Source organism: Actinotalea caeni (assembly GCF_009733795.1).
GTDB classification, from domain to species: domain Bacteria; phylum Actinomycetota; class Actinomycetes; order Actinomycetales; family Beutenbergiaceae; genus Pseudactinotalea; species Pseudactinotalea caeni.
In genome coordinates, this window is record NZ_WNXX01000004.1 from 208255 (window position 1) to 232391 (window position 24137).

24 protein-coding genes are annotated in these 24137 nt (G+C 71.4%); 18 read left to right on the forward strand and 6 right to left on the reverse strand.

The window, feature by feature from the left end; genetic code table 11:
- The first annotated feature begins 37 nt into the window (after positions 1 to 37).
- From GPA02_RS05535 to GPA02_RS05545, 3 genes are read left to right on the forward strand one after another with little or no spacing between them, the layout of a single operon-like run.
- Positions 38 to 613, forward strand: a complete 576-nt coding sequence (locus GPA02_RS05535; protein WP_156198897.1) for a hypothetical protein — start codon at positions 38 to 40, stop codon at positions 611 to 613.
- The gene (locus GPA02_RS05540; RefSeq protein ID WP_162457710.1) at positions 610 to 1185 is read left to right on the forward strand and encodes a GNAT family N-acetyltransferase; all 576 of its coding nucleotides are present in this window, start codon (positions 610 to 612) and stop codon (positions 1183 to 1185) included. Before GPA02_RS05535 ends, GPA02_RS05540 begins: the two co-directional genes overlap by 4 nt.
- Before the next feature lie 40 nt (positions 1186 to 1225).
- Complete coding sequence (locus tag GPA02_RS05545; RefSeq protein WP_156198899.1) at positions 1226 to 1720, forward strand: dihydrofolate reductase family protein; 495 nt, start codon at positions 1226 to 1228, stop codon at positions 1718 to 1720.
- Between the two features lie 60 nt (positions 1721 to 1780).
- On the opposite strand, the gene GPA02_RS05550 is transcribed toward GPA02_RS05545, so the two are convergent.
- Together GPA02_RS05550 and GPA02_RS05555 are read right to left on the reverse strand one after the other, a co-directional pair.
- Entirely contained in the window at positions 1781 to 2353 is a 573-nt protein-coding gene (locus tag GPA02_RS05550; protein ID WP_156198900.1) for a TetR/AcrR family transcriptional regulator, read from the reverse strand.
- A 69-nt stretch (positions 2354 to 2422) separates the two neighbouring features.
- The gene (locus GPA02_RS05555) at positions 2423 to 3787 is read right to left on the reverse strand and encodes an MATE family efflux transporter (RefSeq protein WP_156198901.1); all 1365 of its coding nucleotides are present in this window, start codon (positions 3785 to 3787) and stop codon (positions 2423 to 2425) included.
- Positions 3788 to 4164: 377 nt separating this feature from the next.
- Between GPA02_RS05555 and dnaB the strand changes: the two genes are divergently transcribed.
- On the forward strand, positions 4165 to 5511 hold the full coding sequence (gene dnaB, locus GPA02_RS05560; RefSeq protein WP_414635332.1) for a replicative DNA helicase: 1347 nt from the start codon (positions 4165 to 4167) through the stop codon (positions 5509 to 5511).
- A 152-nt stretch (positions 5512 to 5663) separates the two neighbouring features.
- Here the strand turns inward: dnaB and GPA02_RS05565 are convergent, their stop codons facing one another.
- On the reverse strand, positions 5664 to 6368 hold the full coding sequence (locus GPA02_RS05565; RefSeq protein ID WP_156198903.1) for a FadR/GntR family transcriptional regulator: 705 nt from the start codon (positions 6366 to 6368) through the stop codon (positions 5664 to 5666).
- A gap of 215 nt (positions 6369 to 6583) precedes the next feature.
- Between GPA02_RS05565 and GPA02_RS05570 the strand changes: the two genes are divergently transcribed.
- The 11 genes from GPA02_RS05570 to GPA02_RS05620 all read left to right on the forward strand — a co-directional run bounded on the left by GPA02_RS05570 (position 6584) and on the right by GPA02_RS05620 (position 19587).
- Positions 6584 to 8737 (forward strand): alpha-amylase family protein, encoded by a 2154-nt coding sequence (locus GPA02_RS05570; protein ID WP_162457711.1) that lies wholly within the window; start codon positions 6584 to 6586, stop codon positions 8735 to 8737.
- Between the two features lie 10 nt (positions 8738 to 8747).
- The gene (locus GPA02_RS05575; RefSeq protein WP_156198905.1) at positions 8748 to 9827 is read left to right on the forward strand and encodes an alcohol dehydrogenase catalytic domain-containing protein; all 1080 of its coding nucleotides are present in this window, start codon (positions 8748 to 8750) and stop codon (positions 9825 to 9827) included.
- Positions 9811 to 10815, forward strand: a complete 1005-nt coding sequence (locus GPA02_RS05580) for an aldo/keto reductase (RefSeq protein WP_156198906.1) — start codon at positions 9811 to 9813, stop codon at positions 10813 to 10815. Before GPA02_RS05575 ends, GPA02_RS05580 begins: the two co-directional genes overlap by 17 nt.
- Positions 10812 to 11654: an amidohydrolase family protein gene (locus GPA02_RS05585; protein WP_156198907.1), complete on the forward strand. Its 843-nt coding sequence runs from the start codon at positions 10812 to 10814 to the stop codon at positions 11652 to 11654. Before GPA02_RS05580 ends, GPA02_RS05585 begins: the two co-directional genes overlap by 4 nt.
- The gene (locus GPA02_RS05590) at positions 11651 to 13222 is read left to right on the forward strand and encodes a UxaA family hydrolase (protein ID WP_156198908.1); all 1572 of its coding nucleotides are present in this window, start codon (positions 11651 to 11653) and stop codon (positions 13220 to 13222) included. The genes GPA02_RS05585 and GPA02_RS05590 overlap by 4 nt, the downstream gene beginning before the upstream one ends.
- 56 nt (positions 13223 to 13278) lie before the next feature.
- Positions 13279 to 14601: an extracellular solute-binding protein gene (locus GPA02_RS05595; protein WP_156198909.1), complete on the forward strand. Its 1323-nt coding sequence runs from the start codon at positions 13279 to 13281 to the stop codon at positions 14599 to 14601.
- Positions 14602 to 14628: 27 nt separating this feature from the next.
- On the forward strand, positions 14629 to 15513 hold the full coding sequence (locus GPA02_RS05600; RefSeq protein WP_156198910.1) for a carbohydrate ABC transporter permease: 885 nt from the start codon (positions 14629 to 14631) through the stop codon (positions 15511 to 15513).
- A gap of 1 nt (position 15514) precedes the next feature.
- Positions 15515 to 16369, forward strand: coding sequence for a carbohydrate ABC transporter permease (locus GPA02_RS05605; RefSeq protein ID WP_156198911.1), 855 nt, complete (start codon positions 15515 to 15517; stop codon positions 16367 to 16369).
- A 10-nt stretch (positions 16370 to 16379) separates the two neighbouring features.
- The gene (locus tag GPA02_RS05610) at positions 16380 to 16787 is read left to right on the forward strand and encodes an RbsD/FucU family protein (protein WP_156198912.1); all 408 of its coding nucleotides are present in this window, start codon (positions 16380 to 16382) and stop codon (positions 16785 to 16787) included.
- A 170-nt stretch (positions 16788 to 16957) separates the two neighbouring features.
- Complete coding sequence (locus GPA02_RS05615; RefSeq protein ID WP_275689715.1) at positions 16958 to 18409, forward strand: aldehyde dehydrogenase (NADP(+)); 1452 nt, start codon at positions 16958 to 16960, stop codon at positions 18407 to 18409.
- Complete coding sequence (locus GPA02_RS05620; RefSeq protein WP_170296832.1) at positions 18409 to 19587, forward strand: fumarylacetoacetate hydrolase family protein; 1179 nt, start codon at positions 18409 to 18411, stop codon at positions 19585 to 19587. Before GPA02_RS05615 ends, GPA02_RS05620 begins: the two co-directional genes overlap by 1 nt.
- A gap of 200 nt (positions 19588 to 19787) precedes the next feature.
- Here the strand turns inward: GPA02_RS05620 and GPA02_RS05625 are convergent, their stop codons facing one another.
- Entirely contained in the window at positions 19788 to 20669 is an 882-nt protein-coding gene (locus GPA02_RS05625) for an alpha/beta hydrolase (protein WP_156198914.1), read from the reverse strand.
- A gap of 122 nt (positions 20670 to 20791) precedes the next feature.
- On the reverse strand, positions 20792 to 21316 hold the full coding sequence (locus GPA02_RS05630; protein WP_193567838.1) for a mycothiol transferase: 525 nt from the start codon (positions 21314 to 21316) through the stop codon (positions 20792 to 20794).
- 47 nt (positions 21317 to 21363) lie between these two features.
- On the opposite strand from GPA02_RS05630, the gene GPA02_RS05635 reads away from it, so the two are divergent.
- Positions 21364 to 22164 (forward strand): DUF1206 domain-containing protein, encoded by an 801-nt coding sequence (locus GPA02_RS05635; RefSeq protein WP_240133903.1) that lies wholly within the window; start codon positions 21364 to 21366, stop codon positions 22162 to 22164.
- A gap of 48 nt (positions 22165 to 22212) precedes the next feature.
- Positions 22213 to 23079 (forward strand): patatin-like phospholipase family protein, encoded by an 867-nt coding sequence (locus GPA02_RS05640; RefSeq protein ID WP_156198915.1) that lies wholly within the window; start codon positions 22213 to 22215, stop codon positions 23077 to 23079.
- A gap of 34 nt (positions 23080 to 23113) precedes the next feature.
- On the opposite strand, the gene GPA02_RS19580 is transcribed toward GPA02_RS05640, so the two are convergent.
- Complete coding sequence (locus GPA02_RS19580) at positions 23114 to 23254, reverse strand: cupin domain-containing protein (RefSeq protein WP_420809352.1); 141 nt, start codon at positions 23252 to 23254, stop codon at positions 23114 to 23116.
- A gap of 490 nt (positions 23255 to 23744) precedes the next feature.
- On the opposite strand from GPA02_RS19580, the gene GPA02_RS19585 reads away from it, so the two are divergent.
- Positions 23745 to 24083: an ArsR/SmtB family transcription factor gene (locus tag GPA02_RS19585; RefSeq protein ID WP_420809353.1), complete on the forward strand. Its 339-nt coding sequence runs from the start codon at positions 23745 to 23747 to the stop codon at positions 24081 to 24083.
- The last annotated feature ends 54 nt before the right edge of the window (positions 24084 to 24137 follow it).

The following is a 24137-nucleotide window of genomic DNA, read 5'->3' on the forward strand; positions in this document are numbered from 1 at the left end:
TTAGCGGTCCGGTCCGTCGTCCGACCTGGAGGCTCCGATGACCGCTCTCGCCGCCGACGCCGGCGTCCGCACCCGACCACGCAGCGCGTGGAGCCGGGTGTGGCCCGCCGGCCTGGGGCTGCTGGTCGCCGCCGCCACCGTGCTCGGGCTCGCGGACGGCCGCGAGGTCGCGCCCGTCGTCGTGGCGTCCGGGCTCGTCTACCTCGCGGCGGCGGTCGTGGGACGCCGCTGGGCGGCGTGGCCCGCGTTCGGGGTGACGGTCGTCGTGATGACGGCGGCCAGGCTGGCCGACCTCGACGCGTCGGTCGTGCTGCTCGCGTGCGCCGGCCTGCTGCTGGTCGTCGGCCTCGCGCTCCAGCGCTGGCTGCCGGTGTGGGCCTACCCGGTGCAGGCGGCGGCGATGCTCGTGCTCGCCGCGCTCGCGCTCGTCGCGATCCAGACCTCGCCGACGGCCGGCGGTCTCGTGGTCGCGGCGGCGCTCCTCGCGCACGCCGCGTGGGACGTCCACCACCACCGCACGGGCCGCGTGGTCAGCCGTTCGCTCGCGGAGTTCTGCTGCGTGCTCGACACCGTGGTCGCGGTCGCCGTCGCCGTGATCGCGCTGACCTCGTGAGCGCGGCACCCGCGGCGCGCCAGGCCGGGATCCGCGGCATCCTGCTGCGCCGGCCGACGCCCGAGGACGCGCCGGGGATCTTCGCCGTCCACTCCGACCCCCGCGTGTACGAGCACGACCCGGCCGAGACCCACCCGGACCTCGAGCACACCGAACAGTTCATGCAGCCGATGCTGCGGCACTGGGCGAACGAGGGTTTCGGCTACTGGACGGTGCTGGTGCCGTTCACCGCGTGGCCCGAGGGCGTGCCCGGGCCGGAGACGACCGACGGCGCGCGCGTCGTCGCCGGCCTGGGCGGCATCCAGCACACGCGTGTCGCCGGCGAGTCCGTCCTCAACGTCTACTACCGGTTCGCCGTCGCGACGCAGGGGCGTGGGCTGGCCGGCACCGTCGTCCGTGAGGCGCTCGCGCTCGCGCCACTCGTCGCGCCCGGGCTCGACGTCGTCGTCCGCACGCGCCCGGCCAACACCGCGGCTCGCCGCGTGGCCGAGCGCGCGGGCTTCGTCGACGAGGGCCTGGTGCCGGGCACCACGGACATGCAGCTGCTGCGCTACTCCGCGCAGCGTCTCTGACGGCGGCACCCGGCCGTCGCCTCGACACGGAGGAGATCGGATGCAACCGCTCACGGTGGACTTCATCCAGTCGCTCGACGGCTTCGGCGCGGCCGAGGGCTGGCCGGGCTTCTGGGGGATGGAGGGGCCCGAGTACCTCGGCTGGATGGCCGACTCGCCCGAGAACGAGCACCCGATCCTCATGGGTGCCAACACCTACCGGCTCATGCACGGCATGGCGCAGGGGGGCGAACCCGGCACCGACGTGCTCGGACCGATCCCCAAGTACGTGTTCTCGCGATCGATGACCCAGGTCGACTGGGGGCGCGCTGCAGCTGCTGGAGTACGTGCCGACCGTGCTCGACGCACCGCCGCTCGCGGGGGAGGACTGAGGGGTGGCCGCCATGGCTGCGACCGTCCTGTACATGTCGGTCTCGGTCGACGGGTTCGTCGCGGGACCGAACGCGGGCCCGAGCACGTGGAGCTGGAGCCCGTGAGCGCGGCCCAGGGCGCCGAGGCGCTGCACGTGCGCTACCGGGTTCGGCACGCCGCCTAGGCGGGCCGTTCGGCGCCCGGGCTCAGGTGCCGGCGCCGGGTCCGACCGGGTGTGCGCCGGTCAGACCCGGCGCAGCGCCGCGAGGGCGGTCTCGCGCACCAGGCCGGGCGCCTGCTCCGCGGTGATCTCGCCGCGGTGGACGGCGGTCGCGGCCCCGTGCAGCACCGACTGCACCGCGGAGAGCTGCCAGGCGACCGGCTGGTCGTCGCGGAAGACGCCGTCGGCCCGGCCCCGGTGCAGCAGCCGCGCGACCCGGGCGGCGGGGGCGTCGTGGATGCTGTGCATGTCCTCGACCGGCAGCACCTGCTCGGCGGCGACGACCAGTGCGCCGTAGCGGTAGCTGAGCCGCCAGGTCGCCTCGAGCAGCCGCCCGAGCGCGGCGTCGGCCTCGCCGTCGAGGTCGACCTCGGCCAGCGCGGCCTCGGTGTGCTCGACGGCGCGCCGGGTCACCTCCGCGATCAGCGCGGCGCGCGAGTCGAAGTGGCCGTACAGGGTGACCCTGCCGACGCCGGCCGCCTTGGCGATGTCGTTGATCGAGGCGTCCGGGTCGACGGCGAGCAGCCGGGTCGCGGCGTCGACGATCGCCTCGATGTTGCGGCGGGCGTCGGCGCGCTTGGGTGCGGCGGTGGTCATCGTCGCCTCCGTCCCGCGAGCCGGTTCCCGGACACTGCCGTCCACCTTAGTGGGCCGGGACGCGCGCGGTCAGTCGCCCAGCACGATCCAGCGGGTGCCGCGCGCACGGAGCCCGGTCGTGATCGCTCGGGCCAGCATGAACCCGCCCGCGAACGCCACCCACAGCCACGCGAGCCCGGCGGCTCCGGCAGGTGCCCAGGTCGCGACGGCGAGCGCGAGGGGGACGTAGACGACGAGCGTCACGACCCCGGCCCACGCCAGGTAGCGGCCGTCACCGGCGCCGATGAGGACGCCGTCGAGCACGAACACCCAGCCCGCCACCGGCATGAGGACGCCGATGACGACGAGGCCGACGAGCGCGGCCTCCCGGACGGCGGGGTCGGTCGTGAACACCTGGACGACGAACCATCCCGAGATCGCCACGAGCAGCCCGATCCCGACGCCCGCGAGCGTGCCCCACCACAGGGTGCGGCGGGTGATCGCGCGGACGCCCTCGACGTCGCGGGCGCCGAGCCCGTGGCCGACGAGCGCCTGCGCGGCGATCGCGAGGGCGTCGAGCACGAACGCGGTGAGGTTCCAGATCGACGCGACGACCTGGTGCGCGGCGAGCACCTCGTCGCCGAGCCGGGTCGCGACGAGCACGGTGAGCAGGACTGCGGCCCGCAGCGTCAGGGTCCGCACCAGCAGCGGCATCCCGGCGCGCGCGTTGGCGAGGATGCCGCCGGGGTGCGGCCGCAGCGGCACGCCGCGGGCGCGGGCGCCGCGGACCAGCACGACGAGCAGCGTGACACCCATGCCGATCTGGGCGATCGCCGTCGACAGGCCGGAGCCAGCGATGCCGAGGCCGAACCCGTAGACGAACGTCACGCACAGCACCGCGTTGGTGACGGCGCCGGTGACCGCGACGACGAACGGCGTGCGGGTGTCCTGCAGGCCGCGCAGCGCGCCGGTGGCGGCGAGCACGACGAGCATGCCGGGGATGCCGGGCGCCGACCAGCGCAGGTAGGCGATCGCGTGCGGCGTCACCTCGGGCGAGGCGCCCAGCGTGGTGACGACCTGGGGGGCCAGTGTCAGCCCGAGGACCGTGAGCACCGCCCCCAGGGCCAGGGCCAGCCAGACGCCGTCGACCCCGACGGCGAGCGCACCCTTCTCGTCGCCGGCGCCCAGCTTGCGGGCGACCGCGGCCGTGGTGGCGTAGGCGAGGAAGACGAAGACGGCGACCAGCGTCAGCAGCACCGTGCTGGCGAGCGTCAGACCTGCGAGCTGGGGCGTCCCGAGGCGGCCGACGACGGCGGAGTCGACCAGCACGAACAGCGGCTCGGCGACGAGCGCCCCGAGGGCCGGCCAGGCGAGGGCGAAGATGCGTCGGTCGAGCGAGCGGCGCTCCGCGCGGGCGGTGCTCGGGTCGGGTCGGCGCTCGCTCACGCAGGCCATCGTGGCGCACCGCGAGCAGTCCGGCGTGTCGCGCAGGCGTGTCGCCGGTGTTGTCCACCTCACCACCGGAGGGCGGCGTCCACAGGCACGACGGCGCGCTCGTCACGGTCCGCGCGCCGCTGTCCACAGGTGGTCCGTGGATATGTGGACAACCGGTGGGGACGCTCCACAGGGTGCCCGTGAGTTCTCCCCAGGGGCCGTGGACGGAGCCGGTCGACGGTCGCCGTCGAGGCCGCTAACGTGCCCGAGGTGCCGTCGTCGTGGAGGGCCGCAGGGGAGCCCCGTCGCGTCGGCGGGGACAGGCAGATGTCGGTGGTGGATGCGAGTGTCGGACTCGTGCAGGAGGCAGCAGCGTTGAGCGTCAGGGGGCGGTTCTGGTGAGTGTGGCAGAGCTGGCTCCGCAGGGGTTCGAGCGGACCCCGCCGCAGGACGTCGCGGCCGAGCAGAGCGTCCTCGGCGGCATGATGTTGAGCAAGGACGCGATCGCCGACGTCGTCGAGGTGCTGCGCGGCACCGACTTCTACCGGCCCGCCCACGAGGCGATCTACGACGCGATCATCGACCTGTACGGGCGCGGCGAGCCGGCCGACGCCGTCACGGTCGCCGCCGAGCTGACCAAGCGCGGCGAGATCGGCCGCATCGGGGGCGCGCCCTACCTGCACACGCTGATCAGCTCGGTGCCGACCGCCGCGAACGCGGGCTTCTACGCCCGGATCGTGCGGGAGCGTGCGGTGCTGCGCAAGCTGGTCGATGCCGGCACCCGGATCGCGCAGCTGGGCTACGCGACCGACGGCGGCGACGTCGACGACCTGGTGAACACCGCGCAGGCCGAGGTGTACGCGGTCACCGAGCGGCGCACCAGCGAGGACTACCTGCCGCTCAAGGACATCCTCAACGGCACCATGGAGGAGATCGACGCCGCCTCCCACCGTGGTGAGGGGATGGTCGGGGTGCCGACGGGGTTCAAGGACCTCGATGCGCTGACCAACGGCCTGCACCCGGGGCAGATGATCGTCGTCGCGGCACGTCCGGCGGTCGGCAAGTCGACGCTCGGCCTGGACATCGCGCGCGCGGCCTCGATCAAGCACGGCCTGACGTCGGTCATCTTCTCGCTGGAGATGAGCCGCAACGAGATCGCGATGCGCATGCTGAGCGCGGAGTCGCAGGTGCCGCTGACGCACCTGCGCAAGGGCTCGATGCGCGACGACGACTGGACCCGGCTGGCGCGCACGATGGGCAAGCTGAGCGACGCGCCGCTGTTCATCGACGACAGCCCGAACATGTCGCTGATGGAGATCCGCGCGAAGTGCCGCCGGCTCAAGCAGCGCCACGACCTGCGCCTCGTCGTCGTCGACTACCTGCAGCTGATGAGCTCGGGCAAGCGGGTGGAGTCGCGCCAGCAGGAGGTCGCGGAGTTCTCGCGTGCGCTGAAGCTGCTCGCCAAGGAGCTCGAGCTGCCGGTGATCGCGATCTCGCAGCTGAACCGTGGCTCGGAGCAGCGCACCGACAAGAAGCCGCAGATGAGCGACCTGCGCGAGTCCGGCTCGATCGAGCAGGACGCCGACGTCGTCATCCTGCTGCACCGCGAGGACATGTACGAGAAGGAGTCCCCGCGCGCGGGCGAGGCCGACATCATCGTCGCCAAGCACCGCAACGGCCCCACCGACACCATCGTCGTCGCGTTCCAGGGCCACTACGCGCGGTTCTTCGACATGGCGCAGTAGGCAGCTCGCGCCGCCGCCCGCGAGTACGAGCCCGCGCGGCGAGGACGAGCCGTGCGCCACTCGTTCTCGACGGCACGGCTCGTGCTCGACGGGTGCCGCCCCGCCTCCTCGCGCGCTCATCCGCGCGGCCCGGTGGTGCCGTCGAGCGGTGGCTACCCCGACGCCTCGCCGTGGCCCTGCTGGGTGAGCCACTCCTCGAGCTGGAGCACATGGATGCCCGCCCGCAGTCGCGCGCGCTCGGGATCACGGTCCTGGAGCGCCTCGAGGATCTGCTCGTGCTCGACCAGCGCGTTGCTGGCGGTGGTCTCGAGCGCACTGAGCCGCAGGGCCCGCGCGGAGACGGTCTGCCCGCCCAGCATGTCCGCGAGAGCCGCGAGGGCCGGGTTGCCGCACGCGCTGGCGATACGGCTGTGGAACTTGCGGTCCAGCTCGATCAGCTTGTCTGTGTCGATCGGCTGATGCCGCGCCACCACGCACAGACGCTCATGGATCTCCCGCAGCTCCGCCAGCTCGTCGTCGGTGATCCGGACGCTCGCCCGGGCGGCAGCCTCGGCATCGAGGATGCGCCGCACCCCGACGAAGTGCACCGCCGTCTGAGGGTCGTGGAAGTTCACGATGAAGCTCACCGCGTCGAGCACCAGCCCGGGAGCCAGGCTGGTCACGAAGGTGCCGGCGCCCTGCCTCGTCTCCAGCACCCGCAAGGCCGTCAGAGCTCGCACCGCCTCGCGCAACGAGTTGCGCGACAGACCGAGGCGGTCCGCCAGCGACTTCTCGACGGGCAGCCGATCTCCAGGGCGTAGCTCCCCCGAGACGATCATCCCTTTGATCTTCTCGATCGCCTCGTCGGTCAGCGACATGGCAAACCCCTCATCCGGACACGATGAGCACAGCATAGGTGACCCGATGACTTTCGGTGAGGGCTTCGGCACGCTGCATTCGACAACCGCTATATCTCGCCGTTATTGGAGGATTGACAGCGCGCGCCGTGACCACCTACGCTCCACCGCCATACCGAAGTCATCGGGTGATTCGCTCACCTGAGGGTTCTCTCGTTCCACATCAGGAGTCAATGGTGACCGTCGAAGCCAAGCCCTACGCCCCCACGCGCTACCAGCAGCACGCCCGCAGACTCCTGCGCGACATGCACATCCCCGACTGGGATCCCGGGTTCCTCGCCGACTACGACCCGGACCGTCTCGCGCAGCAGTGCGCCGACGCGGGACTCGACGCCGTCATGCTCTACGCCAAGTCGCACGTAGGCCTGTGCACCTACCCGACCGTCGTCGGCAAGCAGCACGGCAACCTCGGTGGGCGGGACGTGTTCAAGGAGCTCAACGACGCCTGCCGGGCTCGGGGCCTGTCCACGATGGCCTACCAGAGCATCACCTTCGACAACTGGGCCGCCACCGCGCATCCGGAGTGGTCGCAGATCGACGTCAGCACCGGGCGCCCCCTGCACGACCGCACCCGCTACGGCGTCTGCTGCCCCAACAACGCCGACTACCGCGCCTACGAGCTCGCCATCACCGAGGAGATCCTCACCGGCTACGAGGTCGACGGTCTCTGGCTCGACATGATCTTCTTCCTGGCGATCTGCGCCTGTGACGCCTGCCGTGACCGGCTGCGTCGCGAGGACGGCATCGAGGTCCCCGACGTCGTCGACTGGACCGACCCCGCCTGGGCCACCTTCCAGGCGGCACGCCGTCGGTGGCTCAACGAGTGGACCCGCATCCTCATCGATCGGGCTCTGGAGCTGCGCCCCGGTATCGCCGTCACCCACAACCTCGCCAACGCGCTCTCCGGGTGGCGTTGCGGACAGACCCTGGCCAGCGGAAAGCTCGACACCTACACGTCCCTCGATCTGTACGGCGACCGATTCGAGCACCTCGTCGTCAACAAGCTCGCTCAGCACCTCAGCCGCACCCAGCCCGCCGAGCTCATGGTCAGCGTCGGGATCGACCTGATCGATCACGTCACGCTCAAGTCGACGGCGGAGCTCACCTCCGAGGGCCTGGCGGCCACCGCCACGGGGTCGGCGTTCATCGTCATCGACGGCATCGACCCCGACGGCCGCGAGCGGCCCGGCAACTTCCAGGTGATCCGCGACGCCTTCGCCGCCATGGCGCCGTACGCCGATCTCGGCACCGGCCAGCCGCTGGAGGACATCGCGATCTACCTCTCGGACAACTCCTTCATGGACTTCGCGGACAACGGCACGCCGGCAGGGCCCCCGCCGCGGTTGGGCGGCACGCCCTTCCCGCACGTGCAGGCTGCCCGCGGCGTCGCCCGTGCGCTCGCCGAGGCGCACATCCCCTTCGGGGTGCTGAGCGAGTCCGACCTCGATCTCCTGCCGAGGTTCCGAGCGGTCGCGCTCCCGGACGTCTCCCGTCTCACAGCTCAGGAGGTCGAGGCCTTCCGCGCCTATGTCGCCGCCGGCGGACGCCTCTATGCCAGCGGCTACACCTCACTGGTGGAGGCGAATGGGACCCGCCACGAGGACTTCATGCTGGCCGACGTCTTCGGCGTCTCGTTCGCCGGCGAGGAGGACCGCCGCGTCGCTTTCATGACACCGCAGAGCGACGAGATCCGGGGGGCGATCCACCCGCAGGAGGAGATCAGCGAGCCCTACAACGCGCAGTGGGGGGTTCCCTACGAGCCGAAGCCGCTGCGCTCCTCGCCTCGCGCGAACGCGACGACGGCCACCACCCTCGCCACACTCACGCTGCCCTACGGCGGCCCGGCCTGGGGGTCGGTCGAGGACACCTCGTGGGCATCGATCCACTCCGCGCCGCCGTGGGAGCGAACCGGGCACAGCACTCTGACGCGCAACGAGTTCGGCAGTGGCGTGGCGGTCTACAGCACGTTCGTGCTCGAACGCTCCACCGTCACGGCCAATCGGGCGCTGCTGACCGCGATCCTGCGCGATCTCGTCGGCCCGACGCCGACGTTCGCCGCGGAAGCCCGCAGCAACGTATGGCTCAACGCCTATGACCAGGCCGATGCCGACCGGATCCTGCTGACGATCCAGAACTATGGCGTCGAGCAGCCCGCACCGCCGGAGCCGGTGCGCGTCATCCTCCGGTCGCCCTCGGACCGAGCCCTCGGCACGGCCACCGCCGGCCCGGGTCTGCGGATCGTCTCCGCCGAGACCGACGACGACGGTGCGGCCGTGCTCCAGATCGAGCTCGTCGACGAGCTCGGTGTGGCGTACGTCGAGTACGTCTGAGGCGAGGCCCATGCGCGCAGCAGTCTTCACGGGCATCGGCCAGCCGCTCGAGGTGCTCGACCTCGAGCCGCTGGCACCCGGGCCCTCCGACGTCGTCGTCGCGGTCGGCGCTTCAGGCGTCTGCCACAGCGACCTGTCGGTGCACACCGGCGGTCGGCCGCTGCCGCCCCCGGCGGTGCTCGGCCACGAGGCTGCCGGCACCGTGGTGGCAGTCGGCGCCGATGTGCGCCTGGTGCAGCCCGGCGACCGCGTGGTCACCACCTTCATCCCCGCCTGCGGGGCGTGCTTCTGGTGCATCCGTGGCGAGTCCCACCTGTGCGCAGTCGCCTTCGACGTGGCCGGTACGCCACGCGCGACCCTGCCGGACGGCCGGCAGGCGATCAGCTACCTCGGACTGGGCACCTTCGCCGAGCAGACCACGGTGCACGAGGCCTCGGTGGTCAAGGTCAGCACCGACCTGCCGGACGAGCAGCTCGCCCTGCTGGGCTGCGGCGTCACGACCGGCATCGGCGCCGTGCTCCGCACCGCTGAGGTCCGCCCCGGTGACGCCGTCGCGGTGCTCGGCTGCGGGGGCGTCGGGCAGGCGATTGTCCAGGCTGCCGCGCTCGCCGGCGCCGGCCGGATCATCGCGATCGACCCGATCGAGTGGAAGCGGGCGGCGGCGCTGACCGCGGGCGCGACCGATCAGCTCGACCCGACCGCTGAGGGCACCCGCGAGGCGGTTCTCGCGCTCACCGAGGGGCGCGGTGTCGACCATGCCTTCGAGGTCACCGGCCTGGCCTCGGTCGTGAGCGACGCCCTTGCGCTGACACGACGAGGGGGCGGCGTGGTCGTGGTCGGCATGCCGCGGCACGACGCGCAGATCGCCTTCCCCGCCATGCCGTTCTTCGCCGAGGGCAAGCGGGTGCTGGTCGCCAAGTACGGCGGTGCCCAGGTGCGCCGTGACATCCCCACAGCCGTCGCACTGGCCGAGGCTGGACGCCTCGATCTGGCGTCCCTGGTCTCAGCACGGCTACCCATCGACAGCGTCAACACGGCCCTCGGGGCCATCGCAGATGGAGAGGTGATCCGCAGTGTCCTCGTCCCGTGACCGCTCACGTTTCGGGCTCGGCACGACCTCGATCGGTGGCATGTTCGCCCCGATGTCGGCCGCCGACGCCCAGGCCTTGATGCGCGCGGCCTACGAACGCGGCATCCGCTGGTTCGACACCGCGCCCATGTACGGAGCGTCCACCGCCGAACGGCGGCTGGGCCACTTCCTCGACGACCTGGGCAGCACGGAAGGGCTCACGGTCAGCACCAAGGCCGGCCGTCAGCTCGTGCCGAAGCGGCGGGCCGGTGCGTCGGCTCCATTCAACGACTTCGGGTGGCACAACGCCGGGCCGTTCGTCGAGGTGTTCGACTACAGCTACGACGGGATCATGCGCAGCGCCGAGGACAGTCTCGCCCGACTCGGCGTCGAGGCGTTCGACGTGCTGTTCCTCCACGACATCGGGCGCTGGACCCATGGCGCGGAGAACGACCGTCACGTGGCCGCGCTGCGCGCCGGTGGCTATCGCGCGCTCGCCGAGCTCAAGGCGACGGGTGTCACGCGCGAGCTCGGTGTCGGCGTGAACGAGACGGACGCTCTGCTCTGCACGATGGCCGAGCTCGATCTCGACCGTGCTCTGCTCGCCAACCAGTTCACGCTGCTGACCCGGCCCGACGACCCGGCCGTCTTCGAGACCTGTGCGCGGTCCGGCGTCAAGCTCGTGGCGGGTGGCGTCTACAACTCGGGCGTCCTCGCCGGCGGAAGCCACTTCAGCTACGAGGGCGTCCCCGACGAGATCGCGCGCACCGTCGCTGCGCTGTCCGAGACCTGTGAGCGCCACGATGTGCCGCTCATGGCCGCGGCGCTGCAGTTCGTGCTGCGCAGCGGGTACTTCGAGCGCGTGCTCCTCGGTGTGCGCAGCATCGCCGAGCTCGACGCGTCGTTCTCGGCGGCCGAGGTCGACATCCCGGATGCGCTGTGGGACGACCTCGTCGAGTCGGGTCTGCTCGAACCTCAGTGGATCGCCGGCACGGAGGTCACGGCATGATCGACGCCCACGTCCACGTCTGGGACCTCGCCCGCCGCGACTACGACTGGCTCGCCGGCGAGGACCGCGCGCTGCACCGGGACTTCACGTTCGCCGACTGGGCGGCTGCCGCGACGCCGCTCGGAATCGACCGTGCGGTGCTGGTGCAGGCAGCGCCGACCGCCGCCGAGACCGAGTACCTGCTCAGCGTGGCCCACGCGAACACCGAGCAGGTGCTCGGCGTCGTCGGATGGGTCGAGCTCACCGACTCGGACGCGCGCACCCAGCTCGAGCGGTTCGCTGCGGACCCGCTCGGCGTCGGCGTGCGGCCCTGGCTCCAGGCCATCGAGGATCCGGACTGGATCCTGCGGTCCGACGTCGGCGAGGGGCTGGACGCGATCGAGGATCTCGGCCTGCTCTACGAGGCGCTCGCCCTCCCGGCGCACCTCGAACCGCTGATCCGCGTGGTGGAGGCGCGTCCAGGTCTGCGGGTGGTTCTCGACCACATGGCCAAGCCGGACATCGCGCACGGCGGCCTCGAGGGTTGGTCCGCCGACCTCCGGCGGCTGGCCGAGGCAGGCGATGTCGTCTGCAAGCTCTCGGGTCTGGTCTCCGAGGCCGGAGAACGCACCAGCGCAGCGGATCTACGTCCCTACGTCGATGTCGCGCTGGATGCCTTCGGACCCGAGCGCGTGATGTGGGGCAGCGACTGGCCGGTCGTCTCCGCCGTCGTGACGTACGCGCAGTGGCACGACCTCGCACGCACGCTCACACCTGCCGCCCACCACGAGCAGATCTTCGAGAGGACGGCCGAGCGGGTCTACGGTCGGGACCGGCACGCTCAGCGGGGGAACGCATGAGCCAGGCCTCCCGTCCCCCGGTGCCGGTGTCGCTGGCACGGTCACGACGGACGGTGATCCGCCTCCACCCGGACGACGACGTCGTCGTGGCGGCGTTCCGGCTGGGTCCGGGCGACCCCTTGGACAGCGAGAAGGTTGTCGTCCGGGACCCGATCCCGCCGGGCCACAAGGTCGCCGTCCGGCGTATCGCCCGCGGTACGCGCGTGCTGCGCTACGGGCAGGTGATCGGTGTTGCGGCGACCGGCATCGAGCCCGGTCAGCACGTCCACACCCACAACCTGAGGATGCTCGAGTTCGAGCGCGAGGTCACGCCGTCGAGCGCCGCTCGCCCGACCCAGTACGTGCCCGAACCCGCCACCTTCGACGGGATCCGGCGTGCCGACGGTCGGGTCGCGACGCGCAACTTCATCGGCATCATCAGCAGCGTCAACTGCTCGGCCACGGTCGTGCAGGCGGTCGCCGACGCGTTCCGACGCGACCTGCGCCCCGAAGCACTCGAGGGGTTCGACCGGGTCGACGGCGTCGTGCCGCTCACCCACGGGTTCGGCTGCGCCGTCGACCCCGAGGGCGAGGGCCTGGCGGTCCTGCAGCGGACCCTGCGGGGCTATGCACAGCACCCCAACTTCGGCGCCGTGATCGCGATCGGTCTGGGGTGCGAGACCAACCAGCTCTCCGACCTGCTCGAGGTCGACCTGTCCGGTATCGACCGCCCGGTCGCGTCCTTCAACATGCAGGACGCCGGAGGTACCCGCAAGAGCATCGAGCGTGCCGTCGCCATGGTGCGGGAGCTGCTGCCCGACGTCGATGCCGTGCACCGCGAACCCGTGCCGGCGTCCGAGCTCACGGTCGGGCTTCAGTGCGGCGGCTCCGACGGGTACTCAGGGATCACGGCTAATCCGGCCCTCGGCGCTGCGGTCGACCGGCTCGTCGCTCACGGTGGCACCGCCATCCTGTCGGAGACGCCAGAGATCTACGGAGCCGAGCACCTGCTCGCCGAGCGGGCCCACACTCCCGAGGTCGCTGAACGGCTGTACGCGCGCTTCACCTGGTGGCAGGAGTACGCGAAGCGGATGAACGCCGCCCTCGACAACAACCCCTCGGCGGGCAACAAGGCGGGCGGCCTGACGACCGTCCTGGAGAAGGCGCTCGGCGGTGTCGCCAAGGGCGGCACGACCGACCTGATGGAGGTGTACGAGTACGCCGAGCCGGTCCGCGAGCGCGGACTGGTCTTCATGGACACACCCGGGTTCGACCCGACGTCGGCGACCGGGCAGGTCGCCGGCGGTGCGAACTTGATCTGCTTCACCACGGGCCGTGGTTCGGCGTACGGGTGTCAGCCGACGCCCTCGCTGAAGCTGTCCACGAACAACGAGCTGTGGCTGCGCCAGCAGGAGGACATCGACATCAACTGCGGCGGCATCGTCGACGGGTTCACCACCGTCGACGAGATGGGCCAGCAGATCTTCGAGCGCATGCTCTCGTGCGCGTCCGGCCAGAAGTCGGTCAGCGAGCTGCACGGGTACGGACAGAACGAGTTCGTCCCCTGGCAGCTCTCAGCGGTGATGTAGCACGCCGCGGAACTGGTGCGGGGCACACGGCCCCACACCTCAGACGAAGGAGTCTCATGAGCAGCACCCGAAAGAGAACATCTCGATCGCTGATGGCGCTCGGCGCCGCGGTCAGCCTCGCAGCTGTCGCCGCATGCGGCACGAGCGGTCCCGGTGGCGGGGGCTCTGACGACGGGGATGGCGGCGGTGACGGAGGCGGCGCCCAGACGCTCAACCTCTGGCACCTGTCCAGCATGTCGACCGTGCCGGACGCCGTCCAGCGTTTCGAGGACGCGAACCCGGGCTGGACCGTCAACCTGACCGAGGCCCCCAACGACCAGTACAAGACCAAGCTGCGCGTCGCCCTGGGGACCGACACCGGCCCCGACGTGTTTCACAACTGGGGTGGCTCCGACCTCGTCGAGTACGAGGCCTCCGGTCTGATCCTTCCGCTCGACGACCTGCTGGAGTCGGGCGACCTGGCGGGCGCCTTCACCGACGCCGTGCTCGAGCAGGGGCAGGTCGACGGGACCCAGTACGGCCTGGCGACCGCGGTCGAGGCGTCGATGGTCTGGTACAACACCGAGATCTTCGACGAGCTCGGGCTGGTGCCGCCGACGACCTGGGACGAGTTCCTCGAGGTCATCGAGGCGACGAAGGCTGCTGGCCTGATCCCGATCGCGATGGCCAACTCCACGCAGTGGCCCGGCAGCCAGTGGTGGTCCGAGCTCGTCGCGCTGTCCTGCGGTCCGGACTTCTGGGCGACGCTGGGCAGCGACTCGCCGGCGATCCCGCTGGACGACCCCTGTGTCGTGACGGCCAACGAGAAGATCGTCGAGCTGGTCGAGGCGGGCGCGTTCAACCAGGGCTTCAACGGTCTGGACTACGACACCGGTGAGTCACGCCAGCTGTTCTGGTCCGGCCAGGCTGCCATGAACCACATGGGCAACTGGACGCTGCCCTCGGCTCAGGACGAGGCCCCCGAGATGCTCGACAAGCTCGACTTCTTCCTCGTGCCCGCGTGGGAGGGTGCGGTCGGTACCGGCGACATGATGACGGGCGGTCTCTCACCCGTGTACTCGGTCGCGGCGACGACGGCTGCGCCCGACATGGCCAAGGAGCTGGTGCGCTACCTGGTGGACGCTCAGGCGGCCGCCGACATCGCGACCGTGGGCCGCATCCCGGTCTACCAGGGCACGGAGATCAGTGACCCGCTCGGAGCCAAGGTGTCGGAGGCGATCAACGCTGCGCCGGCGCTGGCACCGTGGCCCGACCACGTGCTGGCTCCCGAGTGGACCACCGCCATGCTCCAGGCCACGCAGGGCCTGTTCGGGCTCACCCTGAGCCCTGAGGACGCAGCGACTCAGCTGCAGGCGGCCTACGAGCAGGTCCAGCAGTAGGAATCCGAATCTCGGAGGAGCCCTCGCATGATTCGTACCGATCGACTCAAGTGGATCGCCTTCTTGGCACCGGCACTCATCGTCTACGGGGTGTTCCTGGTGTATCCGGTCGTGCAGTCGGCGATGCTCAGCTTCTCCTCATGGGCAGGGCCGGGCCGACCGGCCCTGCCCGTCGGGTTCGGGAACTTCGCCGAGCTGTTCCAGGACCCGGTGTTCTGGCTCTCGATGCGGAACACGGCGGCGCTGCTCTTCGTCAGTGTGTTTCTCCAGCTCCCGCTCGGGCTGGGCCTCGCGCTCATCGTGACCAGTGCGCGCCGCGGCCGTCGCATCTGGCGCGGGATCTACTTCCTGCCCACCCTGATGTCGACGGTCGCGGTGGCGATCCTCTGGCGGTTCATCTACAGCCCGTCCTACGGGATCCTCAACGGCTTCCTACGAGCGATCGGGCTCGAGTCCCTGACACAGGGCTGGCTCGGGCAGCCCAGCACCGCGCTGTGGGCGGTCATCGGGGCCAACGTCTGGCAGTGGGCCCCCTTCTACATGATCATCTACATCGCAGCGATCCTGGGGCTGGACCAGGAGCTGTACGAGGCCGCCTCGATCGACGGCGCCACGCGCGGTCAGCAGTTCAGGTTCGTCACGCTGCCGCTGCTGGTGCCCGTCCTGGTCACGACGTCGATCCTCTCGCTGGCGGGAGCGATCAAGGCCTTCGACCTGGTCTACATCATGACCGGCGGCGGGCCGACGCACTCGACCGAGCTGCTCGCGACCTACATGTTCCTCCAGGGCTTCACCAACTACCGGCTCGGGTATGCGAGCGCGATCGCCATGGTGATCTTCACGATCACCCTGGTGCTCACGGTGATCGTGCTGCTCCGATCGAACCGACGACCCCGCGCGAAGGTGCGTTGACATGGCAACGGTGCGCACGCGTTCAGCCGTTCGGCCGGGGCCGGCCGTGGCGACGGTCCGGCTCCTCCTCGCGGTCTTCGCCGCGGTGATGTGTCTGTTCCCTGTGGTCTTCATGGTCCTGGGCTCGTTGAAGACGCGGGGTGGGTTCCTGGAGAACCCGTTCGGGCTACCGAGGGACCTGACGTTCGAGAACTTCACGAACCTGGTGTCGACGGGCTTTGCGAAGTACTTCGGCAACAGCATCACGGTCACACTCGTCTCGGTCGCCGGCACCGTCGCGTTGGCCATCCTGGCGGCGTACCCGCTGTCGAGGTTCCAGACCCGGCTCAACACCCCGATGACCCTGGTGTTCCTCGGCGGCATCATGATTCCGGTGCACGTCACGCTGATCCCGATCTACGTGCTGACGCAGGAGATGCGGATGTACGACTCGATCGGCGCCTTGTTCGGCCCGTACATCGCCTTCAACCTCCCGGTCGCCGTGTTCGTCCTGACGAGCTTCTTCAAGCAGCTGCCGGAGTCGATCTTCGACGCTGCACGCATCGACGGCGCAGGGCACCTCCGGATCTTGCGGAGCGTGGTGGTGCCGATGGCTGGTCCGGCGATCTCGACGGTCGCGGTGATCACCTTCATCTTCGTGTGGAACGAGTTCGTGTTCGGGCTGGTGCTGCTCTCGTCGGACACCAACTACACGCTCCCGCTCGGGCTCAACGCGTTCTACGGGAACTTCAGCGTGAACATCCCGGGCATGATGGCCGCGTTGACAGTGGCGACGCTGCCGTCGCTCCTCTTCTATCTGGCGGCGCAGGAGCGCGTCGTCGCAGGACTGGCTGCGGGCGCGCTCCGCGGAGAGTAGGACAAGGACCATGCTGCTCAACATCGATCCGTTGCTGACCGGCGAGCTCCTCAAGGGGCTCGACGAGATGGGGCACTCCGACCTCGTCCTGATCGCCGACGCGAACTTTCCGGCTCACCGCGTCAATCGTGATGCGATCGAGCTCCCGGGGACCACGGTGCCGCAGGTCGTGCGTGCGATCTGCTCCGTCCTGCCACTCGACGGCGACGTCGCGCCGGTACTCATGGATGCTGGCGTGGTACCACCCCCCGCGGTGCAGGCCGAGATCGAGGCCGCTGCTGCACACCCGCTGGCGGCCAGGCTGATCGACCGCTGGGAGTACTACGACCTGGCCGCGCAGGCCAGCGTGGTCGTGGCCACGGGTGAGATGCGACTCTGGGGGAATGTGCTGCTGGCGAAGGGGCTGGTCCAGATCTGACCCGCTGGCCGGGCCCGCGTCGTGCAGCGGCTCACCGACGGGGCGCGGCACGTCGTGCCACGAGAAGCCTCGCACCGGGCGCACCGACAGGGCACCAGGCTGACACGCACACGGCCTGCTCGTACCAGGCACTGATCGGGCGGCTAGGGTCGCCGGAGGAGGAGTCACCCGTGCACACCACGACCAAGGACGAGCTGGAGAGCGTGATGCGGCGCGCGCATGCCGCCTACCTGGAGGCGCGAGCCGTGTCACCTGGCGTGCGAGCCTCGTGGCTGGGCGCCGTTGCCGACGCGCTGGACTCGCGAGCAGAGGAGCTGGTGCCACTCGCTCATGAGGAGTCCCGACTTCCGGACGGCCGCTTGCGCGGCGAGCTCGGTCGCACGACGTTCCAGCTGCGGCTCCTGGCTCAGGAGGTCATCCGCGGTGAGCTCCTCGACGCGACGCTCGACCATGCGGATGACGCGTGGGGGATGGGGCCGCGTCCGGACATCCGTCGTGTCAACGTGCCGCTGGGCGTGGTGGGCGTCTTCGGAGCGTCGAACTTCCCGTTCGCCTTCAGCGTCATGGGAGGGGACTCGGCCGCCGGTCTCGCCGCGGGCTGCGCGGTCGTCCACAAGGTCCACGAGGCGCACCCGGCTCTGGGACTGCGCACAGCCGAGATCGTCGTGGACGCGCTGCGCGCCGCGGGAGCGCCGGACGGCCTGTTCGCGGCGGTCACCGGCCGCGAGATCGGCAACGACCTCGTCGACCACCCGCTGACCGCCGCCATCGGTTTCACCGGCTCCACCCGTGTCGGGCGGATGCTGATGGAGCGCGCACAGGCGCGACCGGTACCGATCCCGTTCTACGGGGAGCTCGGCAGCATCAACCCGGTGTTCGTCACGCCGGCTGCGTGGGATGCTCGCCGCGACCAGATCGCCCGCGAGTACGTCGGCTCCTTCACGCTCGGCAGCGGCCAGTTCTGCACGAAGCCTGGTCTGCTGCTCGTCCCCTCCCTCGAGGAGGAGGCTGCCGCGACACTGCGCGACGCCGTCGCCGAGGTCGCGGCGGCGCCGATGCTGTCCGAGCGGCTGGCGTCGGGCTTCGTGGACGCGCGCGACGAGATGGCCTCGCGCGAGGGAGTCGCGACCGTTGCGCCAGGAGGGCGCGGGGAGGCGCCGGCCCCCGCGTTGCTGTCGGCGCCGGTCGAGGCCGTGCTGTCCGATCCTGCGATCCTCCGAGAGGAGATGTTCGGACCGGCCAGCATCGTCGTCACCTACGAGGACGTCGCGCAGCTCGAGAAGGTGGTGGACCTGCTCGAGGGGCAGCTGACCGCCTCGGTCCACGCCGAGGAGGGCGAGGACGTCTCCGACCTCCTGGCCGCGCTCGAGCGCGTCTCCGGGCGACTCATCTGGAACGCGTGGCCCACAGGTGTCACGGTCACCTATGCCCAGCACCACGGTGGCCCGTTCCCCGCGACCACCAGCCCGGGCAGCACCTCGGTCGGAACGGCTGCGCCCCGCCGGTTCACCCGTCCCGTGGCCTACCAGGGCGTGCCCGACTCCCACCTGCCCCCGGCTCTGCAGGAAGCAAACCCATGGCGGATCACGCGTCGTGTCGACGGCGTCTGGCAGGTGCCGTGATCAGGGTGGCCGACCGGAGGGTCCTGCCGCTGGACGCGGAGCGTGCCCTGCTCGTCGGACGGGTGTGGGACCCCAAGAGCGGCGGCCCTCGCCCCGTTCTTGTCCGCGGCGAGGCCGTGCACGACATCTTCGACCTCAGCTCGACGATCAGTGCGCTGCTGGAGCGGGACGACGCCGTCGACGCCCTCCGCGCGGTGAGCTCCCCGCCGAGGTGGCAGCTGCCCGACCTCGTGGCCGCGTCCGTGGAGCGCCGCTACGAGGCGCACCTGTTGGCTCCGGTGGACCTCCAGGTGATCAAGGCCTGCGGGGTGACGTTCGTCGACAGCATGATCGAGCGCGTCATCGAGGAACGCTGCGGTGGCGACCCGGTTCGCGCGGCTGAGGTGCGCGCCATGCTGGCCGCCCAGGTCACGGAGGACCTCGGTGCGGTCGTACCAGGCTCGAAGGACGCCGCCAGACTGAGGGAGGCGCTCCTGGCCAAGGGCTGGTGGTCGCAGTACCTCGAGGTGGGCTTGGGGCCCGACCCCGAGGTGTTCACCAAGGCGCCGGTCCTGGCATCCGTCGGTTGGGGAGCGCGGATCGGGATCCCGCGGTTCTCGGGGTGGAACAACCCCGAGCCCGAGCTCGTGCTGGTCGCGGACAGTCTCGGTCGTGCCCGAGGCTGCACGCTGGGCAACGACGTCAACCTGCGTGACGTCGAAGGGCGAAGCGCCCTGCTGCTGGGGATGGCGAAGGACAACAACGCCCAGTCCGCCCTCGGTCCGTTCATCCGGCTGTTCGACGGCGAGTTCACCCTCGACACCGTCCGCTCCGAGACGATCGAGCTCGAGGTCGTCGGCGTGGACGGGTACCGGATGGACGGGGTGAACAGCGTCAGCCGGCTCAGCCGCTCATTCGAGGAGCTGCTCGCCGCCGTCCACGGCGAGCACCACCAGTACCCCGACGGCTTCGCGCTGTACACCGGCACGTTGTTCGCGCCGACCCAGGATCGCGACGCTGCCGGAGCGGGCTTCACGCACCACACCGGCGACATCGTGACGATCTCCAGCCCGCACCTCGGCACGTTGGTCAACGAGGTGGCGCCGACGGAGACGATCGAGCCGTGGGACTTCGGGGTCAGCGCTCTGTGCGCCTATCTGCTCGGGCAGCAGCGTCACGCCCGCGACACCGAGTTGTAACGGGTGGTGTCCGGGCACTCCGACCCGTCCCCGGCTCGGCCGCTCTCTCGCTCAGATCTCGAGCCAGCAACCGTGGCCGGGGGCTCACGCCACCGCCGGCGAGTACGAGCCCGCGTGGCGAGGACGAGCGGTGCGCCACTCGTTCTCGACGGCCAGGCTCGTGCTCGCGGCGCCGTGCTTCGCGCGCCGGCGCCGCGACCTCAGCGCCGTTCGAGGAGGCCGTGCATCCGCATCCAGCTGACGAACGAGCCGAACCAGTCGGTGCTGGTGGTCTCCTTCGGGTACATGCCGAACCCGTGGCCGCCGCGCTCGTAGAAGTGGAGCTCCACGGGGCGCCCGGCGGAGCGCCAGCTCTCGACGATCGGGAACCCGTTGGGCTCGAAGAGACCGTCGTCGGCGGCGAGGGCGATGAACAGCGGCGGCGCGTCGTCGGGCACCTCGAACGCCGAGAGCGGGCCGTAGATGTCGCCGATGAAGGCGGGCTTCGCGTCTCCGCCGACCAGGGCGGTCGCGACGGTGAGCATGGCGCCGGCCGAGAACCCGACCATGCCGATGCGCTCGGGGTCGACGCCCCACTCGGCCGCTCGGCTGCGCACGAGCGCGAACGCCGCGCGGGCGTCGGCGATCTGCGGGTCCAGGCTGCCCAGCGCGGCGGCCGGGTCGTGCCGGTGCGACGGCAGCGGCCCGGCCAGCATCTCCCGGATCGCCGCGGCGAAGTCGTCGAGGCTCTCCGGCGTCGGCCGGAGCCGGTACTTCAGCACGAAGGCCGCGACACCACGGTCGGCGAGCGCACGAGCGACGTCCCAGCCCTCGTTCTCCATCGACAGCGACATGAAGCCGCCGCCCGGAGCCACGACCACCGCGGTGCCGGTCGCCGCCGCCGGGTCCGGCAGGAACGGCGTGAGCGTGGCGACGCCGACGTTGCGGGCGAACATGCTGCCGTACTCGCTGTGCCACGACTCCGGTGCCGAGGCCTCCGGCAGCGGCCCGGTCCCGAGCTCGATCGCGTCGGGCTGCGCGGGGATCTCGATCGGTGTCATCCCGTGCTGCACGGGAGCTGCGGGTGCGTCGCTGCTGGTCATGAGCCTCCGTTCGGACGATGCGCCAGGGCGCGGGCGCCCGCGCCACCACGCCGAGCGTAGTGGCCGGCGCAAGGGCAGCAACGTCGTCCCGGACGACCACCCGCGAGCGGGTGCGGTCGGTGTCAGCGCCGGGCGAGCAGCCCCTTGACGTACTCGGCCTGACCGAGGTGCTTGGCGGCGTCCTCGAGGACGGAGTAGATGCGGACGGCGGCCGTGACCGGCGGGTCCCAGCGCTCGTCGACGACGCGGTCGAGGGCGTCGGCGTCGAGCTGGTCGACGAGGCGCCGGGTGAGGCCGTGCACCGCACCGGCGTACCCGCTCAGCAGCGCAGGGTCGCCGACCGAGAAGGCCGCGACCTGCTCCGGGCGCTGCCCGTAGCCGGAGTCCTCCGGGTCGTAGGGCAGCGCGAACCGTTCCCGCCAGCCCTCCGCCGTCCAGGCCTCCTCGACCCCGAGGATCTCGGCGAGCTGGGCGTCCTGCTGCCGGCTCAGGTGCCACAGCAGCCACCCGATGGGGTTGGCGCCAGGCGCCGTCTGCCATCGGAGGTCATCGACCGACAGGCCGTCGAGGACCGCCGTCACGCCTTCCTCGACACGGCCGAACCCGTCCAGGAGGATCGCTCGCACGTGGCTGATGTCGGAACCCATGCACCGATCCTGCCAGCGGCCGGGCTCGGGTCTGGTGAGATCAGCGGATGAGCACAGACGCAGGCGGCATGGCGCGCCGGGCACGCAGCAGCGACACCTTCGAGCGGGTCGCGAGGATCGGCTTCGCCGCGAGCGGCGTGGTCCACCTGCTCATCGCGTTGATCGCCGCCCAGGTCGCGCTCGGCTCCTCCGGCGAGGCCGACGAGCAGGGCGCCCTGGAGCAGCTCGGCTCGGCGACCGGAGGCAGCGTGCTGCTGTGGGTCTGCGCGGTCGGGTTCGCGGCGCTCGCGCTCCGGCACGTCGTCACGGCGGTGCTGCCGCGAGGCCAGTCCGGCCGCGACCGGCTCGTCGAGCGCGCCAAGGCCGGCGGCAAGGCCGTGGTCTACGGCGCGCTCGCGGTCACCGCCTTCCGCGTGGTCAGCGGCAGCGGTGGGGGCGACGGCGCCTCCGGAGTGACCGGCACGCTGCTGTCCGCCCCCGCGGGGCGGGTGCTCGTCGGGCTCGTCGGGCTGGGGGTGATCGGCGTCGGCGGCTACCACGTCGTCAAGGGCGTCACGCAGACGTTCCTCGAGGACCTGCGAGGCGCGGGTGGCGGCCAGGTCGGCCGCGCCGTACGGGTCCTCGGGACCGTCGGCTACGCCGCCAAGGGCATCGCGCTGGCCGTCGTGGGTGTGCTGTTCGTCGTCGCGGCCGTCCAGGCGAACCCTGACCAGCCGACCGGCCTCGACGCCGCGCTCAAGACGCTGCGCGACCAGCCGCTGGGCAGCGTGCTGCTGCTGCTCGTCGCGCTCGGGCTCGCTGCCTACGGCCTCTACTCCTTCGCCCGCGCCCGCTACGCGAAGATGTGACGCCTCGAGCCCGGGTATCACCGTGACCCCGGTGGTGAGACTGGCACGATGCAGACGACGAGCGGACGCGCCCTCGTGCTCGGCGGGGGCGGGTCCACCGGGAACGCCTGGCTCGTGGGCGTGGCCGCGGGCCTGGCCGAGGCCGGCACCGACGTCACCACCGCCGACCTCACCATCGGCACCTCCGCCGGGTCGACGGCGGCCGCGCACCTCGTCGGGGGCGCTCCGGCCGAGCGGTACGCGTCGATCCTCGGCGAGCAGCCGCCACCGCAACGGCCTCAGGGTGGGTTGACCTCCGATCACCTCGACCGGCTGCGTGCCGTGATCGAGGCATCGGTCGACCTGCCGGACTACCGCCGGCGATCGGGTGCGGCGGCGCTGGAGATGCTGGTGGCGTCGGACGGCTCGTGGCAGGACCGGTGGCGCGGCATCGTCGCCGCCCGGCTGCAGGGGCTGGACTGGCCTGACCGCCGGGTCCTGATCACCGCGGTCGACGCGGCCACCGGGGAGCCGGTGGAGCTCGACCGCGACAGCGGGGTGAGCCTGGTCGACGCCGTCGCGGCGAGCTGCGCCGGAGGGCTGCCCTTCCGCATCGGCGACCGCTGGTACGTCGACGGCGGCTACCGCTGCAACGCCGACAACGCCGACCTGGCTCGCGGCTGCGAACGGGTCCTGGTGCTGTCGCCGCTCGGCGGCCGTGCGCTCACGCCGGCCGCCTGGGGCACGCACCTCACGGCGCAGGTGGCCGAGCTCCGCGCCGCCGGCAGCCGCGTGGTCACGATCCTCCCGCCGGACGACTCCGCGCACCTGCTCGGCGCCAACGCGATGGACGTCTCGCTGCGACCCGCCGCGGCGCGGGCCGGCTACGAGCTGGGGAGGTCCCGGGCCGACGCCGTCGCCGCGCGCTGGGCCTGAGGGCCGCGGCCCGCGCGAGATGGGGCCGGCGTGCTCAGGACTCCTCGGCCCACTCCTGGATCATGACGGGCGAGGCGTGGATGCAGACGATCCGCAAGACGCCGTCGCCGGAGTTGCTGAAGCGGTGCCAGGTGTTCGCGGGCGCGACGGCGGTGTCGCCGGCTCGCGCGACGATCGTCGTCGCCGACGACGATCGTCACCTCGCCCTCGAGGACGGTGAAGGTCTCGGCATGCCCGACTTCCTCACGTCGACGCCGTCGGGTGACATGACGCCGGAGGACGAGCTGGCACGGCTGCACGAGGTGCCCGACGAGCAGCTGCGGCTCGACCTGCAGAAGCGGGTGGTGCGCTCCACCGGCGCACATCAGCGGGAGCTCCGTGACCTCCTCGCGCACCCCCGTCGGGCCCGGGCCGCGATCGCCGACGCCTGGTGGCGGACCTGGGAGGAGCTGCTCGCGCCGGTGTGGCCGCAGCTGCTGCGCCTGCTGCGCGCGGACATCGCCGTGCGGGCGCGCCGCAGCAGCGACGCGGGTCTGGCGCACATGGCCGCCGGTCTGCACAGCACCGTGACCTGGGGCGACGAGGTGGTACGCGTGCAGATGCGACGGCACGAGGAGGTCGTCGACTGCGGCGGCACGGGTCTCGTGCTGGTGCCGTCGGTGATGATGCCGACCCGCGGCTGCGCGGTGCTCACCGAGCCACCCGCGCAGCCGACGATCTTCTACCCCGCCCACGGCGTCTCCGAGACCTGGTACCGCGACGGCGCGGACGCGCTCGAGGCGCTCGGTGCGCTGCTCGGCCACGTCCGTGCCCGGCTGGTGCTGGAGCTGCAGCAGCCGCTGACGACCTCGGAGTGCGCGCGCCTCGCCGACGTCGCGGTGTCGACCGCCTCCCACCACCTCACGGTGCTGCGCGACGCCGGGCTGGTCGACAGCCGCCGCGAGGGCGTGCGCGTGCTCCACACGCGCACCCCGCTGGGCGAGGCGCTCGCGGGCGTGCGCTGACATCGCCGACCGTGGGCCGGGCCGCGCGGACACCACGCCGTATGTCGCCCAGGA

Bases quoted from the DNA above. Each gene is read 5' to 3' on its own strand.
- GPA02_RS05565 (WP_156198903.1), bottom strand. From the start codon at position 6,368: ATGTCGCTGACCGACGAGGCGATCGAGAAGATCAAAGGGATGATCGTC.
- GPA02_RS05630 (WP_193567838.1), bottom strand. From the start codon at position 21,316: ATGGGTTCCGACATCAGCCACGTGCGAGCGATCCTCCTGGACGGGTTC.
- GPA02_RS05585 (WP_156198907.1), top strand. From the start codon at position 10,812: ATGATCGACGCCCACGTCCACGTCTGGGACCTCGCCCGCCGCGACTAC.
- GPA02_RS19585 (WP_420809353.1), top strand. From the start codon at position 23,745: ATGCCGACCCGCGGCTGCGCGGTGCTCACCGAGCCACCCGCGCAGCCG.
- GPA02_RS05555 (WP_156198901.1), bottom strand. From the start codon at position 3,787: ATGGCCTGCGTGAGCGAGCGCCGACCCGACCCGAGCACCGCCCGCGCG.
- GPA02_RS05590 (WP_156198908.1), top strand. From the start codon at position 11,651: ATGAGCCAGGCCTCCCGTCCCCCGGTGCCGGTGTCGCTGGCACGGTCA.
- GPA02_RS05635 (WP_240133903.1), top strand. From the start codon at position 21,364: ATGAGCACAGACGCAGGCGGCATGGCGCGCCGGGCACGCAGCAGCGAC.
- GPA02_RS05605 (WP_156198911.1), top strand. From the start codon at position 15,515: ATGGCAACGGTGCGCACGCGTTCAGCCGTTCGGCCGGGGCCGGCCGTG.
- GPA02_RS05595 (WP_156198909.1), top strand. From the start codon at position 13,279: ATGAGCAGCACCCGAAAGAGAACATCTCGATCGCTGATGGCGCTCGGC.
- GPA02_RS05550 (WP_156198900.1), bottom strand. From the start codon at position 2,353: ATGACCACCGCCGCACCCAAGCGCGCCGACGCCCGCCGCAACATCGAG.
- GPA02_RS05545 (WP_156198899.1), top strand. From the start codon at position 1,226: ATGCAACCGCTCACGGTGGACTTCATCCAGTCGCTCGACGGCTTCGGC.
- GPA02_RS05575 (WP_156198905.1), top strand. From the start codon at position 8,748: ATGCGCGCAGCAGTCTTCACGGGCATCGGCCAGCCGCTCGAGGTGCTC.
- GPA02_RS05640 (WP_156198915.1), top strand. From the start codon at position 22,213: ATGCAGACGACGAGCGGACGCGCCCTCGTGCTCGGCGGGGGCGGGTCC.
- GPA02_RS05535 (WP_156198897.1), top strand. From the start codon at position 38: ATGACCGCTCTCGCCGCCGACGCCGGCGTCCGCACCCGACCACGCAGC.
- GPA02_RS05610 (WP_156198912.1), top strand. From the start codon at position 16,380: ATGCTGCTCAACATCGATCCGTTGCTGACCGGCGAGCTCCTCAAGGGG.
- GPA02_RS05600 (WP_156198910.1), top strand. From the start codon at position 14,629: ATGATTCGTACCGATCGACTCAAGTGGATCGCCTTCTTGGCACCGGCA.
- GPA02_RS05625 (WP_156198914.1), bottom strand. From the start codon at position 20,669: ATGACCAGCAGCGACGCACCCGCAGCTCCCGTGCAGCACGGGATGACA.